Raw genomic sequence first — 12,726 nt, forward strand, 5'->3', positions numbered from 1 at the left:
ATGTAAATCATGTATTTCCAGCTTCGTCTATGATTTTGACCACAGAATTGGGGGTAATATTTTTTTTTAAGTGTTTTAAAATTAAACAATAAAAAAGCCATTCGATAATCGAATGGCTTTTCGGTGTGAATGTATACTTTAAAAAATAAACTATTCTATTTCAGAAACTCTCATGGTGTTTACCATTCCTTTTTCTTTAATTGGCATTGCCGCAAGGTTGATTAGATAATCTCCTTTTACAACATATCCTTTTTCTCTTGCGATTTCGTTAACATCAGTTACAGTATCATCTGTACTTTCGTCTTTGTCATAGAAGTAAGATCTTACTCCCCATAATAAATTCAATTGTGTTAAGATTCTTCTGTTTGAAGTAAATACTAAAATGTGTGCAGATGGTCTCCAGGCCGAAATTTGGAAAGCGGTATAACCACTGTTTGTCAAAGTACAAATTGCTTTTGCTTTGATTTCATTAGCCAATAAAGCGGCCTGATGGCAAACTGTTTTAGTAACAAAACGTTTTGTTTTAATTTGTGGCGTGTTTTGTGGAACCTGGATAAGTGGAGAATCCTCAACCGCCTCACAAATTTGTGTCATTTTTTGAATAACCTGTACCGGATAGTTTCCTGTAGCAGTTTCTCCTGATAACATTACTGCATCGGCACCGTCCATTACTGAGTTTGCAACGTCGTTTACTTCGGCTCTTGTAGGAGTTAAACTTGTAATCATCGTTTCCATCATTTGTGTAGCAACGATAACCGGAATTCTCGCAGTTTTTGCTCTGCGGATTAAGTCTTTTTGTACCAATGGTACTTCGTGAGCAGGAAGTTCAACCCCTAAATCTCCACGAGCTACCATTAAGGCATCACAATACGCTACAATTTTATCCATGTTCTCAAGAGCTTCCGGCATTTCAATTTTAGCTACGATTGGAATTTTATGCTCTGAATGTTTGGCAATTAATTCTTGAAGATCTTGTAAGTCACGAGGTGTTTTTACAAACGAAAGCGCAATCCAGTCTACTTTTTGTTCGATAGCAAAAATAGCATCAGCAATATCCTTCTCTGTTAAAGCCGGTAAAGAAATTTTAGTGTTTGGAAGATTAACCCCTTTTTTAGACTTTAATTCTCCACCCTGAATTACTTTAGCAGTAACTTCTGTTTTTTTATCGGTAGTAAGGATTTCGAAAATCAATTTACCGTCGTCCAATAAAATACGTTCTCCCGGATTAACATCATTTGGGAAATTTTGATATTTCATGAACACTTTCTGAGCTGTTCCAATAATATCTTCAGCAGTTGTAAAAGTAATGATGTCACCATCATTTACAACTGTTCCTTCTTCCATTACTCCAACTCTAAGCTTTGGTCCCTGTAAATCTCCTAAGATTGCAGTAGTGTAACCAAACTCTTCATTAAGACCTCTAATAATATTGATTTTATCTTTTACTCCTTCGTAATCAGCATGCGAAAAATTGATTCTAAACACATTAACCCCTGCCTCGATCATATCCTTGATAATCTCCCTCGTACTACATGCAGGCCCAAGTGTAGCAACAATTTTGGTTTTTTTGTTTGTTTTTAGCATTTTTTTTAAAAAATTAGATTGTTTTTTGATTTTATTTTGTCGGTATCGACAGCATATATAGCTGCAATACTTTCTATTTTGTTTAATTGTTGTTGAATTTCTGAAAAGTCAAGAGCTTCTTCGCTATTGTCTACTTTCAGGAAAAAATCTACTTTTTTGAATTCAGGAAGTAAATGAATTGTTGTTGAAACCTCACTTGTCTCATTGGAAAACAAATCTTGAGAATCATTTTTACTCACTGAAATGATCTCATTTTTATTCTGAATCAAGTTCCATGAAACTGCTTTTTCGGAATCATAATAATAAAATCTCGAAAAATTTGCCTCGCCTTCTTTAGTTTGAGCATGGATCTCGTTTTTGCTCTTACTTAAGTTTATCGGAAGGTTTTTATTGATAAAATAGGCCAATCTGTAATCTTCCAATGAAGTGTGGATTGCCATTAAATAATAATCAATTTCGTCAAATTCGTCTAAATCCAATCTATGAATAGCCATGTCATGAAAAATAAAGGTGTAAATATACTATTTCTAACGGAGCATCGATAGTTAAGAAGTGTATGTTTTTGTTAAATTATAAACGAAAACGTTATAGCTTTAAGATAGTTACAAGTGTTTTGTAGCTATTTCTTGTCTATTTTTTCCTGAAATGCAAAATATGCCCTTTGTGAGGCTTTTTCTTCTGCTTTCTTTTTTGAAGTTGCGCGTGCTCTTGCGACTACTTTATCGTCTATACTTAATTTGACGCCAAACAGGCGTTGGCCATCAATGCCGTTATCTTCAAAAATGTCATAGTGAAAGATTCTTTTTTCTTTCTGACACCATTCGATAACCAAGCTTTTATAGCTAATTACTTTTCCCTCAAGGCGAGCTATGTCGACATAAGGTGTAATCACTCTTTTTTGAATAAATTTTTCACAAAACGAATATCCTTTATCCAGATAAATGGCTCCAATAAGGGATTCGAAAATATTACCATGAATGTTTTCTCCAAAGTGCTGGATAGGAACTTTGCTTTCTACAAAACGAACCAGATTCAGATCTTTACCCAGCTCATTCAAATGCTCGCGACTTACGATTTTCGAACGCATTTTGGTTAGATAACCTTCGTCACCATTAGGTGCTTTATTAAATAAATGCGCTGCAATTACGGCACTTAACATAGCGTCTCCTAAAAATTCCAATCGCTCGTAATTGATCGGGTGTCCCGACTCGTCTAATTTATTTGAAGACCGGTGTGTAAAAGCTTTCTTATAAAAATCGATCGTTGCAGGCTGAAAACCAAGTATTTTCTGAATAGTGTCAAAAAAAATCCCGTCTTCTAGAGAACGGGATTTAGAAAATATTTTTTTGATAATATTCATATGCAGAAATTAGTCCACTAATTTTTTAAACAATACGCAAGCATTGTGTCCACCAAAACCAAAAGTGTTACTCATAGCAACATTTACTTCTCTTTTTTGAGGTTTGTTTAAGGTAAGATTCAATGAAGGATCAATGTTTTCATCTACTACAGTATGATTAATCGTTGGAGGTACAATTCCGTGCTGCATTGCTAAAATAGAAGCAATTGCTTCAATAGCTCCAGCCGCACCAAGTAAGTGGCCTGTCATTGATTTTGTAGAGTTAATGTTGATTGTTTTTGCATGTTCTCCAAAAACAGCACTGATTGCTTTTAATTCAGCAACATCTCCTAAAGGAGTAGAAGTTCCGTGAGTATTGATATGATCAACATCTTCAGGATTCATTCCGGCATCTCTCAGGGTATTTTTCATTACTGCAATAACTCCAATTCCTTCCGGATGTGGTGCGGTTAAGTGGTAAGCATCAGATGACATTCCGCCACCGCCAATTTCACAGTAAATTTTTGCACCTCTGGCTTTAGCATGCTCGTAATCTTCAAGAACTAATGCTCCTGCTCCTTCTCCTAATACAAAACCGTCTCTGGTTCCGTCAAAAGGTCTTGAAGCTGTTTCAGGGCTTTCGTTTCTTGTTGATAAAGCGTGCATAGAGTTAAAACCTCCCATACCGGCAATGGTAATGGCCGCTTCTGAACCACCGGATACAATAACATCACACATTCCTAAACGGATGTAGTTGAAAGCATCAATTAATGCATTTGCAGAAGATGCACATGCAGAAACAGTAGTATAATTTGGTCCCATATATCCGTTACGCATCGAAATGTGTGCAGGTGCTATATCGGCAATCATTTTAGGGATAAAAAACGGATTGAATTTTGGAGTTCCGTCTCCTTTAGCATAATAAATTACTTCTTCCTGGAAAGTTTCTAAACCTCCGATTCCTGCTCCCCAGATAACACCTACTCTTTGTTTGTCGATATTATCATTAGTAAGTCCGGCATCTTTAATAGCTTCATCACTGGCAGCAACTGCATATTGAGCGAATTTATCTAATCTACGAGATTCTTTACGATCCATAAAATCTTCAATATTGAAGTTTTTTACTTCACAGGCAAATTTCGTTTTATGCTTCTCTGTATCATAATATGTGATAGGAGCCGCTCCGCTAACTCCATTCACAAGTGCATTCCAATATTCCTGGATATTATTCCCGATAGGAGTAAGTGCACCTAATCCTGTTACAACAACTCGCCTTAATGCCATAAATATGTATTTTGTACTTTAAACAAATAAAACCCACGCTTTCTTAATTGTATTGTTTACTTAAGAGCCATGGGCATTACAATATAAATATATCTTTTTGATTGAAAATCAATCGAAATTTAAATTTGAAAAAAAATAATAACACCCGACTCTTAAAAAAATCAAATTTCAAAAATCAAATTCCAATTTTGGAATTTTGAATTTCAAAAATTGGGGCTTTTTAGAAATCGGGTGCGGTATTATTATTTTTTAGCTTCTTCGATATAAGAAATAGCTTGACCAACAGTAGCAATGTTTTCTGCTTGATCGTCTGGAATTTGAATATCAAATTCTTTTTCGAATTCCATAATAAGCTCAACAGTGTCTAATGAGTCAGCTCCTAAATCATTAGTGAAGCTTGCTTCTGTTACAACTTCGTTTTCGTCAACACCTAATTTGTCTACGATAATCGCTTTTACTCTTGATGCAATGTCTGACATAATCTTTAATTTTAGAATTTAATTTGTTGGCAAAAATAAAAAACTTTATTTTAAAACAACTATTTAGTTTATAAATGTAACACTAATTTATAAAATTAATTTCAAGAAAGACTTTTTAATACTATTTATTTTCGATTTTTATTCCGTTTTTTGCAGTCTAAAAATAAATTGGATTATGAAAAAAATTATTGTTTTTGCCTCAGGATCAGGTACTAATGCTGAAAACATTATAAAATATTTTGCGAAGACCAAAATTGCAAACGTCGTTTCGATTTTTACAAATAACGCTTCAGCAAAAGTTATTGAAAGAGCAAAAAATCATCAAATTCCAGTCGAAATCTTCTCAAAAAACGAACTTTTAGAAAGAAATGTTTTACAAAAAATACAAGAAATAGATCCGGATCTGATAGTTCTTGCAGGTTTCCTATTGAAATTTCCAGAGCATATAATAGAACAATATCCGGATAAAATAATAAACATACATCCTGCGCTTTTACCTCATTATGGAGGTAAGGGAATGTATGGCATGCACATACACAGAGCTGTAGTTGATAATAAAGAGAAAGAAACAGGAATCTCTATTCATTTTGTAAATGAAAATTATGATGAAGGTGGTATCATCTTTCAGAAAAGCGTAGCTCTAACCGAAGAGGATACCCCGGAAACAGTGGCCGAAAAGATTCATGAACTGGAACAAAAGTATTTTCCGGAAATTATTTCCAGAATATTAGAAGCTTAGACTTCTTAGATCCTTAGATTTCTTTTTTAAATGCTTAATGTTTTTTCAGGTTTTGCTAAAATGAAGTAAACCTAAAGATCCAATAGTTCAATAATCTAAGAAGTCTAAAAATCCAATAATCTAAGAAGTCTAACAATCTAAAATATCTAAGAAGTCTAAAGAGAATGAATCACGAAGTACATATATATACAGATGGCGCTGCAAAAGGAAATCCCGGAAACGGGGGGTATGGTGTAGTGATGGAATTGGTAGGAACTCCCCATAAGAAAGAATTCTATGAAGGTTTTCGTCTTACTACCAATAATAGAATGGAGCTTTTGGCTGTAATTGTGGGGCTCGAAAAGTTGAAAAAGCCAAACATGAAAGTTTTGGTAGTTTCCGATTCAAAATATGTCATCGATTCTGTTGTAAAAAAATGGGTTTTTGGCTGGGAGAAAAAAAACTATACCGGTAAGAAAAATCCTGATTTGTGGAAGCGTTTCCTGATTATCTACCGCAAACATCAGGTCGATTTTAAATGGATTAAAGGTCATAACAATCACCCTCAGAACGAACGTTGCGATGAATTGGCAGTTATGGCATCCATGCAAAAGAATCTTTCTGTTGATGTTTATTACGAAACCATTGGCTCAAAGTCATAAAAAAAACGCGTCGGAAACAATGGTTTCGGCGCGTTTTGTTGTTGTTAAAAGTATTACTTACTGTTTTTACTCTTTGTCTAAATCTTTTGCTTTGCTGAATCCGGCAAGTAAACCAACTCCTGCCATAATAAAAATAATAGACGGATATACTGCTGAATCTGACAGCGAAGTATAAGTTGTAATAAGTAAGGCAACGAAAATACCAACACCGCTTCCTATTAATAGAAAGGCCAGGTTTAAAACAAGAACCTTCCAGGTCGGAACACCTTTTCCGCTCCCTTTTAAAAAGATGCTAGCGTCAACGCCTTTTTCGATAAGTGCTAAACGCTCTCTGTTTCTGGTTGAGTAAATAAGATAAATGATCCCGAAGATCATTAGAAACAGGCTTATTGGTACTAAAATTTCTGGTCCCATATTTTTTATTGTTTAATTGATTGATACTCCATAGGACGATACCTTTTAATTTTAGGTTACAAGTTTTGGTAAAAAAAATCAATTTTTAAATTCCAAATCCCAAAACATGCTGATTATGAGTTAATTTTGAATATCGAAACTTTAATAAAGTGCTAGTGTACTCAAAGATCAGATTTTGAAACTTGAAACTTGAGATTTGAAATTTATTTTTTTGAGATTTATTTTAAAATTCTTGTAACCTGGAATAACAAACTATCGTCCTATATAATATGAGTACAATACCAGATCAACATTATATCGATAAAATTCTGCAGGGCGAGACCAATGCGTTTGCCATACTGGTAGATCGTTATAAGGATATGATCTTTACTCTGGCACTTCAAATGGTTAAAAACAGGGAAGAGGCTGAAGAAGTTTCGCAAGACACTTTTGTTAAAATTTATAGTTCGCTGGGTAAATTTAAGGGTGATTCGAAATTTTCAACCTGGGCTTATAAAGTAACGTACAATACCTGTTTAGATCGTTTGAAGAAAAATAAAAAAGAAGATCTTAATATTTCGATAGATGAGTTTTCGGCGCATTTGATTAAGACTATGGACAATGCTTTGAGTGCTTTGGAGGATAAAGAACGAAAGCAGACGATTCAGAACTGTTTAAGCATGCTGCCGAGAGAAGAAAACATTCTGTTAACTTTATTTTATTTTGAAGATCAGAATTTAGAAGAAATTGGAAAAGTTATGGGAATTACAGCCAACAATGTCAAGGTGAAATTATTTAGAAGCCGACAAAAACTAGCCGTAATTTTGAAAAAACAATTAGAACCAGAAATAGTACAGTGTTATGAAAGAGAGCGATAAAAACTTAGAAAATCTTATTGATAAAATGATGAGCGAAATCCCTTTGGATGCGCCATCAATTGATTTTACCTCAAAAGTAATGGCTCAGGTTTTGGTGGCTGAACAGAGCAAGGTTAAAATTTACAAACCTTTAATTTCTAAGTTTACCTGGTTTGTGATTGGCTTTGGTTTGGCGGCTTTGGCTGTTTATGCTTCGTTTTTTAACGGAAGCAATACTACTGTAGAAACAGGAAGTTCTTATGCAGATAAAATTTCGACACTGTTTTCAGGTATTCATTTTTCTGAAAATGTTTTATATGCTATTTTAGTTGTTCCATTTATGATGCTCATTCAGCTTGGGGTTTTGAAGAATTATTTTGATAAGAAGTATCAGGTATAAGTCTGTTGTTGATGCGGTTATTCTGTAAAAGGATTTAAAGTATTTCTTAAAAATAAATCTTGGATTTTAAATCCTAAAAACATATTTTAATCTTTTAAAAGATTTTAATATAAATATCTCATTTACAATAGTTTTATCCCCGAAAAAGGCCTTGATTTTTTATGAAAATTTTGAGAACCTAAACCGTTGCAATATTGTAACTTATGAAGTATCTTTGCACCCTAATTCGAAATTCATAAAATGAATAAATTATTGATTGTTGGAACGGTTGCTTTCGACGCGATTGAAACTCCTTTCGGGAAAACAGATAAAATATTAGGTGGTGCTGCGACTTACATTGGTTTATCAGCATCTTTTTTCAACCTGCAATCGGCTATTGTTTCTGTAGTTGGAGACGATTTCCCTCAAGAGCATTTGGATTTATTGACTTCAAAAAATATTGATATCTCAGGTATCGAAATTGTAAAAGGCGGAAAAACCTTTTTCTGGAGCGGTTTGTACCACAACGATCTAAATTCAAGAGACACTTTAGTAACAGAACTGAATGTTTTGGCTGATTTTCAACCAAAAGTTCCGCAAAACTATAAAGATGCTGATGTTGTAATGTTAGGAAACTTACACCCATTAGTACAAAGTAGTGTTTTGGATCAATTAGAGAAAAAACCAAAATTAGTAGTTTTAGATACAATGAACTTCTGGATGGATTGTGCTTTACCTGAACTATTGGACGTTATCAAACGTGTAGACGTAATCACGATCAACGACGAAGAAGCAAGACAGCTTTCTGGAGAATATTCATTAGTAAAAGCAGCAGCTAAAATCCAGGAATTGGGACCAAAATATGTGGTGATCAAAAAAGGAGAACACGGTGCGCTTTTATTCCACAATAGAGAAGTATTCTTTGCTCCGGCATTGCCATTGGAAGATGTTTTTGATCCAACAGGGGCTGGAGATACTTTCGCCGGTGGTTTCTCAGGATTCATTGCGCAAAGCGAAAACATTTCGTTTGGCAATATGAAAAATGCGATTATCTACGGTTCAAATTTAGCTTCATTCTGTGTAGAGAAATTTGGAACAGAAAGGATGGAAACCCTAAGCAAAGCTGAAGTGGCGATTCGATTACAACAGTTTAAGTCGTTAACTCAGTTTGACATAGAAATATAATGCCCAAAAGCCTCGAATAATAACGGGGCTTTTTTATTACGTTAATACACACAACTTACAACAACACAAAATACACAACACAATGAGCGACGCTTTAAAACACGAATGTGGTATAGCTTTGGTTAGACTTCTTAAACCGCTTGAATATTACAAAGAAAAATACGGAACAGCTTTTTACGGAATACAGAAAATGTATCTGATGATGGAAAAGCAGCACAACCGTGGACAAGACGGAGCTGGTTTTGCAAGCATCAAATTAGATGTGGCACCTGGTGAGCGTTATATCAGCAGGGTTCGTTCCAATCATTCACAACCCATTCAGGATGTTTTTAAGCAAATTAATGAGCGTATTAATGAAGAGATGAGTTCTCATCCTGAATATGCAGATGATGTTGCTAAACAAAAAGCAAACATACCTTACATAGGAGAGTTGTTTCTGGGACATGTTCGCTATGGAACTTTCGGAAAGAACAGTATTGAAAGCGTACATCCATTCCTGCGTCAGAGCAACTGGATGCATCGTAATCTAATTTTAGCGGGTAATTTTAACATGACGAATGTTAAGGAGCTTTTTGAGAATTTAGTAGAGCTTGGTCAGCATCCAAAAGAAATGGCTGACACGGTTACAGTTATGGAGAAAATTGGGCATTTCTTAGACAAAGAGGTGATGCAGCTTTATCAGGATTGTAAACTTGAAGGTTATTCTAAGAGAGAAGCTTCTCCTGTGATTGCCGACCGATTGGATATTGCAAAAATTTTAGCCCGTTCGGCTAAAAACTTAGACGGAGGATATGCTATGGCCGGATTGTTAGGTCATGGTGACGCTTTTGTTTTTAGAGATCCTGCAGGAATTCGTCCAGCGTATTATTATCAGGATGATGAAGTGGTGGTTGTAGCTTCTGAAAGACCGGTTATTCAAACGGTATTTAATGTGCCTTTTGAAAGTGTGCAGGAAATCGAACCAGGGAATGCTTTGATCATCAAAAAAAACGGAACAGTTTCTATGAATCAAATTCTGGAACCAACCGTTAAAAAAGCATGTTCTTTTGAAAGGATTTATTTTTCAAGAGGAAGTGATGCTGAAATTTATCAGGAACGTAAAAATTTAGGAAAATTAATTTTACCTGCTGTTCTGGAGTCGATCGGCAGCGATACAGACAACACAGTTTTCTCTTATATTCCAAATACAGCCGAAACATCCTTTTATGGATTAGTTGAAGCGGCTCAGGACTTTTTAAATCAAAGAAAGAACAACTATATTTTAGCCAACAGAAATACGCTTACGGCTGAGACGTTACAGGAATTATTAGCTGTAAAGATTCGTACAGAGAAAGTGGCGATAAAAGATGCAAAGCTAAGAACTTTTATTACAGAAGACAGTAGTCGTGATGATTTGGTTGCGCACGTTTATGATGTTACCTACGGAGTAATCAAGCCAACAGATAATCTGGTTATTATAGACGATAGTATTGTTCGTGGTACCACTTTAAAGATGAGTATTATAAAGATGATGGATCGTTTAAATCCTAAACGTATCGTAATTGTTTCATCGGCACCACAAATTCGTTACCCTGACTGTTACGGAATCGATATGGCGAAGCTGGAAGGGCTTGTGGCTTTTAGAGCGGCTTTGGCTTTATTGAAAGAAAGAAACTTATATCATATCGTTGATGAAGTTTATGCGAAGTGTAAAGCTCAGGAAAATTATATAGATAGCGATGTTGTGAACTATGTTACTGCAATTTACGATCAGTTTACCCCGGAGGAAATTTCAGCTAAAATCGCCGAAATGTTAAGCTCTCCTGAAATTAATGCTGAAGTAAAAATCATTTTCCAAAAAGTAGAAGATTTGCATATTGCCTGTCCGAAAAACCTTGGAGACTGGTATTTTACCGGAGATTATCCAACGCCAGGTGGAAACCGTGTTGTGAATAGAGCTTTCATGAACTTCTACGAAGGGAAAGACGCGAGAGCGTATTAATAAAATACTAACAAAAGGTTAATTTGTGCATTTCATCGGTTTTTTTTACCGTTCATCTTATTTGTTTGGTGAAAATGAAAAGCTACAATACTTTTGAAATACCATAACATTAGTAGGTTAAGTTTATGGTAGATTTGGGGCAAAAAGGGTGGAAGTAATTCCACCTTTTTTATTGGAATAAAGTCAAGTATTTCTAAAGTAAGATTTTACGTCACTTCATCGGATATATTTGCCATTCGTCTAGAAAGTTTTTTTCATTAAAATAGCTGCCATACATTTACAGAACCATAACATTAGTAGGTTAAGTTTATGGTAGATTTGGGGCAAAAAAGGTGGAAGTGATTCCGCCTTTTTTATTTTCTTTTTTTAAGAGAATAGAGTATAGAACAAAGAGAATAGAGTAAAGACAAAATATAACGACAAAAAAGACGAGTGCCAGTTGGTAGTCGTCTTTTTTGTCTATAATCGTTGTTCTATTTTCTTCTGTATAAGAAGAATTGCTGTTACGACAAGAAAGTTGGATTCTAAATATTAATCTGACTCAGAATTAAGTCAAAAAGTAAGACTGCTTAATTTCCACATATTTATTTTTTTTGTAATTTTTTTATTACTCTTTCTTGCGGTATATTAGGGCTCAATTAGAAGAGTAATGCGTCTTGTGTAAATAATTAAGGATAATAAGATTAACTAGAAAAAAAAATGAATCAGGGACTTAATGAGCCTTTTGAGGCAGGTAATAGAAATTCAAGGGGTGTGGCTCTAAAAGGAAAAAGTGGAGTCAAACATTTACTTGTCCGAATTATAATTTTGGCTATTATTGCGGGAGGACCACTCGTACTATTGTCGCTTCCTAATTTGAGTAATAGAAATGAGTTTGAATTTCTGTTGCTTAGTATATTTGCTCCGATAGTATGGTTTGCCTATATGTTTGTAGAAACCATAGCTTTGCAAATGAAGAAAGAGGAAGAATTGCGTAATATTAATCTGGTATTATTTTTTATGGCGTTGCTGATCTATATGTTAATCATATCCAGTATTATGTAAATGAAGTGTTCAACCGAAAATTAAACGATAAAAAAAGACGGATAACCGTTAAGTTATCCGTCTTTTTTCTATATTCTTTACTCTATTTTCTTACTTGTCTAGAGCGTATCTTCTTGCAACTTCAGTCCAGTTAATTACATTAAAGAAAGCTTCAATATAATCAGGTCTTCTGTTTTGGTAGTTTAAGTAGTAAGCGTGCTCCCAAACGTCCATTCCTAAAATAGGAGTTCCACCACAGCCTACTTCCGGCATTAATGGGTTGTCTTGATTTGGAGTTCCGCAAACATCTAATTTTCCACCTTTTTGTACACATAACCAAGCCCATCCTGAACCGAATTGTGTAGCACCAGCTTTAGCAAATTTTGCTTTAAATTCTTCAAAAGTTCCAAAAGAAGCTTCAATAGCTGCTAATAAATCACCTGTTGGTAATCCACCACCATTTGGAGTCATTACAGTCCAGAATAAATTGTGGTTGTAAAAGCCTCCACCATTGTTACGAACTGCTGCGTTTGATTTATCTAGATTGATTAAGATGTTTTCGATTGTTTTTCCTTCCAAATCTGTTCCGGCGATAGCCGCATTTAGATTTGTAGTATAGGCATTATGATGTTTTGAATGGTGAATTTCCATTGTGCGGGCATCAATATGTGGTTCTAATGCATCATATGCATAAGGTAATTGAGGTAATTCAAAAGCCATGATATTATGATTTTATGATTTATAATTATTTATTCCAAATTTAGACATTTAACTTTGGAATAGAAAATACTATTTCGTTATTATTCCATTTAATTAATTGATGGTTTGGTTATTGGAATCTT

The 12,726-nt window shown here is 34.6% G+C and carries 14 protein-coding genes; 7 read left to right on the forward strand and 7 right to left on the reverse strand.

What is annotated here, in order from left to right; translation table 11 throughout:
* Positions 1-150: 150 nt before the first annotated feature.
* The 5 genes from pyk to OGZ34_RS05350 all read right to left on the reverse strand — a co-directional run bounded on the left by pyk (position 151) and on the right by OGZ34_RS05350 (position 4,686).
* Complete coding sequence (gene pyk / locus OGZ34_RS05330; protein ID WP_263362364.1) at positions 151-1,584, reverse strand: pyruvate kinase; 1,434 nt, start codon at positions 1,582-1,584, stop codon at positions 151-153.
* A gap of 5 nt (positions 1,585-1,589) precedes the next feature.
* The gene (locus tag OGZ34_RS05335; RefSeq protein ID WP_173964763.1) at positions 1,590-2,078 is read right to left on the reverse strand and encodes an IPExxxVDY family protein; all 489 of its coding nucleotides are present in this window, start codon (positions 2,076-2,078) and stop codon (positions 1,590-1,592) included.
* A gap of 125 nt (positions 2,079-2,203) precedes the next feature.
* Positions 2,204-2,944, reverse strand: a complete 741-nt coding sequence (gene rnc / locus OGZ34_RS05340) for a ribonuclease III (RefSeq protein ID WP_173964764.1) — start codon at positions 2,942-2,944, stop codon at positions 2,204-2,206.
* A gap of 9 nt (positions 2,945-2,953) precedes the next feature.
* Positions 2,954-4,207, reverse strand: coding sequence for a beta-ketoacyl-ACP synthase II (gene fabF, locus OGZ34_RS05345; protein ID WP_173964765.1), 1,254 nt, complete (start codon positions 4,205-4,207; stop codon positions 2,954-2,956).
* 242 nt (positions 4,208-4,449) lie between these two features.
* Positions 4,450-4,686: an acyl carrier protein gene (locus tag OGZ34_RS05350; RefSeq protein WP_007137004.1), complete on the reverse strand. Its 237-nt coding sequence runs from the start codon at positions 4,684-4,686 to the stop codon at positions 4,450-4,452.
* Between the two features lie 175 nt (positions 4,687-4,861).
* Here OGZ34_RS05350 and purN point away from each other — a divergent pair, with 175 nt between their 5' ends.
* Together purN and rnhA are read left to right on the forward strand one after the other, a co-directional pair.
* Positions 4,862-5,425, forward strand: a complete 564-nt coding sequence (gene purN / locus OGZ34_RS05355; protein WP_263362365.1) for a phosphoribosylglycinamide formyltransferase — start codon at positions 4,862-4,864, stop codon at positions 5,423-5,425.
* 164 nt (positions 5,426-5,589) lie between these two features.
* On the forward strand, positions 5,590-6,066 hold the full coding sequence (gene rnhA / locus OGZ34_RS05360) for a ribonuclease HI (protein ID WP_055097607.1): 477 nt from the start codon (positions 5,590-5,592) through the stop codon (positions 6,064-6,066).
* Positions 6,067-6,132: 66 nt separating this feature from the next.
* Here the strand turns inward: rnhA and OGZ34_RS05365 are convergent, their stop codons facing one another.
* Positions 6,133-6,480, reverse strand: a complete 348-nt coding sequence (locus OGZ34_RS05365) for a DUF6249 domain-containing protein (protein ID WP_173965406.1) — start codon at positions 6,478-6,480, stop codon at positions 6,133-6,135.
* Positions 6,481-6,749: 269 nt separating this feature from the next.
* Here OGZ34_RS05365 and OGZ34_RS05370 point away from each other — a divergent pair, with 269 nt between their 5' ends.
* The 5 genes from OGZ34_RS05370 (at position 6,750) to OGZ34_RS05390 (ending at position 11,905) form a co-directional block, all read left to right on the forward strand.
* Entirely contained in the window at positions 6,750-7,337 is a 588-nt protein-coding gene (locus tag OGZ34_RS05370; RefSeq protein WP_263362366.1) for an RNA polymerase sigma factor, read from the forward strand.
* A complete protein-coding gene (locus OGZ34_RS05375) occupies positions 7,321-7,716 on the forward strand; it encodes a hypothetical protein (protein ID WP_263362367.1) in 396 nt (131 codons plus the stop codon). Before OGZ34_RS05370 ends, OGZ34_RS05375 begins: the two co-directional genes overlap by 17 nt.
* A gap of 240 nt (positions 7,717-7,956) precedes the next feature.
* On the forward strand, positions 7,957-8,880 hold the full coding sequence (locus OGZ34_RS05380; RefSeq protein ID WP_173965402.1) for a PfkB family carbohydrate kinase: 924 nt from the start codon (positions 7,957-7,959) through the stop codon (positions 8,878-8,880).
* 82 nt (positions 8,881-8,962) lie between these two features.
* Positions 8,963-10,861 (forward strand): amidophosphoribosyltransferase, encoded by a 1,899-nt coding sequence (locus OGZ34_RS05385; protein WP_263362368.1) that lies wholly within the window; start codon positions 8,963-8,965, stop codon positions 10,859-10,861.
* A gap of 699 nt (positions 10,862-11,560) precedes the next feature.
* Positions 11,561-11,905, forward strand: a complete 345-nt coding sequence (locus tag OGZ34_RS05390) for a hypothetical protein (protein ID WP_263362369.1) — start codon at positions 11,561-11,563, stop codon at positions 11,903-11,905.
* 90 nt (positions 11,906-11,995) lie between these two features.
* On the opposite strand, the gene OGZ34_RS05395 is transcribed toward OGZ34_RS05390, so the two are convergent.
* Positions 11,996-12,604 (reverse strand): superoxide dismutase, encoded by a 609-nt coding sequence (locus OGZ34_RS05395; protein ID WP_217427692.1) that lies wholly within the window; start codon positions 12,602-12,604, stop codon positions 11,996-11,998.
* Positions 12,605-12,726: the final 122 nt, after the last annotated feature.

Origin of the sequence: Flavobacterium collinsii, from assembly GCF_946903285.1 — a bacterium.
Classification (GTDB): Bacteria; Bacteroidota; Bacteroidia; order Flavobacteriales; family Flavobacteriaceae; genus Flavobacterium; species Flavobacterium collinsii.

Coding starts and splice junctions, on each gene's coding strand:
- OGZ34_RS05375 (WP_263362367.1), top strand. CDS start 7,321: ATGAAAGAGAGCGATAAAAACTTAGAAAATCTTATTGATAAAATGATG.
- pyk (WP_263362364.1), bottom strand. CDS start 1,584: ATGCTAAAAACAAACAAAAAAACCAAAATTGTTGCTACACTTGGGCCT.
- purN (WP_263362365.1), top strand. CDS start 4,862: ATGAAAAAAATTATTGTTTTTGCCTCAGGATCAGGTACTAATGCTGAA.
- OGZ34_RS05385 (WP_263362368.1), top strand. CDS start 8,963: ATGAGCGACGCTTTAAAACACGAATGTGGTATAGCTTTGGTTAGACTT.
- OGZ34_RS05350 (WP_007137004.1), bottom strand. CDS start 4,686: ATGTCAGACATTGCATCAAGAGTAAAAGCGATTATCGTAGACAAATTA.
- OGZ34_RS05380 (WP_173965402.1), top strand. CDS start 7,957: ATGAATAAATTATTGATTGTTGGAACGGTTGCTTTCGACGCGATTGAA.
- fabF (WP_173964765.1), bottom strand. CDS start 4,207: ATGGCATTAAGGCGAGTTGTTGTAACAGGATTAGGTGCACTTACTCCT.
- rnhA (WP_055097607.1), top strand. CDS start 5,590: ATGAATCACGAAGTACATATATATACAGATGGCGCTGCAAAAGGAAAT.
- OGZ34_RS05370 (WP_263362366.1), top strand. CDS start 6,750: ATGAGTACAATACCAGATCAACATTATATCGATAAAATTCTGCAGGGC.
- OGZ34_RS05335 (WP_173964763.1), bottom strand. CDS start 2,078: ATGGCTATTCATAGATTGGATTTAGACGAATTTGACGAAATTGATTAT.
- OGZ34_RS05365 (WP_173965406.1), bottom strand. CDS start 6,480: ATGGGACCAGAAATTTTAGTACCAATAAGCCTGTTTCTAATGATCTTC.
- OGZ34_RS05395 (WP_217427692.1), bottom strand. CDS start 12,604: ATGGCTTTTGAATTACCTCAATTACCTTATGCATATGATGCATTAGAA.
- OGZ34_RS05390 (WP_263362369.1), top strand. CDS start 11,561: ATGAATCAGGGACTTAATGAGCCTTTTGAGGCAGGTAATAGAAATTCA.
- rnc (WP_173964764.1), bottom strand. CDS start 2,944: ATGAATATTATCAAAAAAATATTTTCTAAATCCCGTTCTCTAGAAGAC.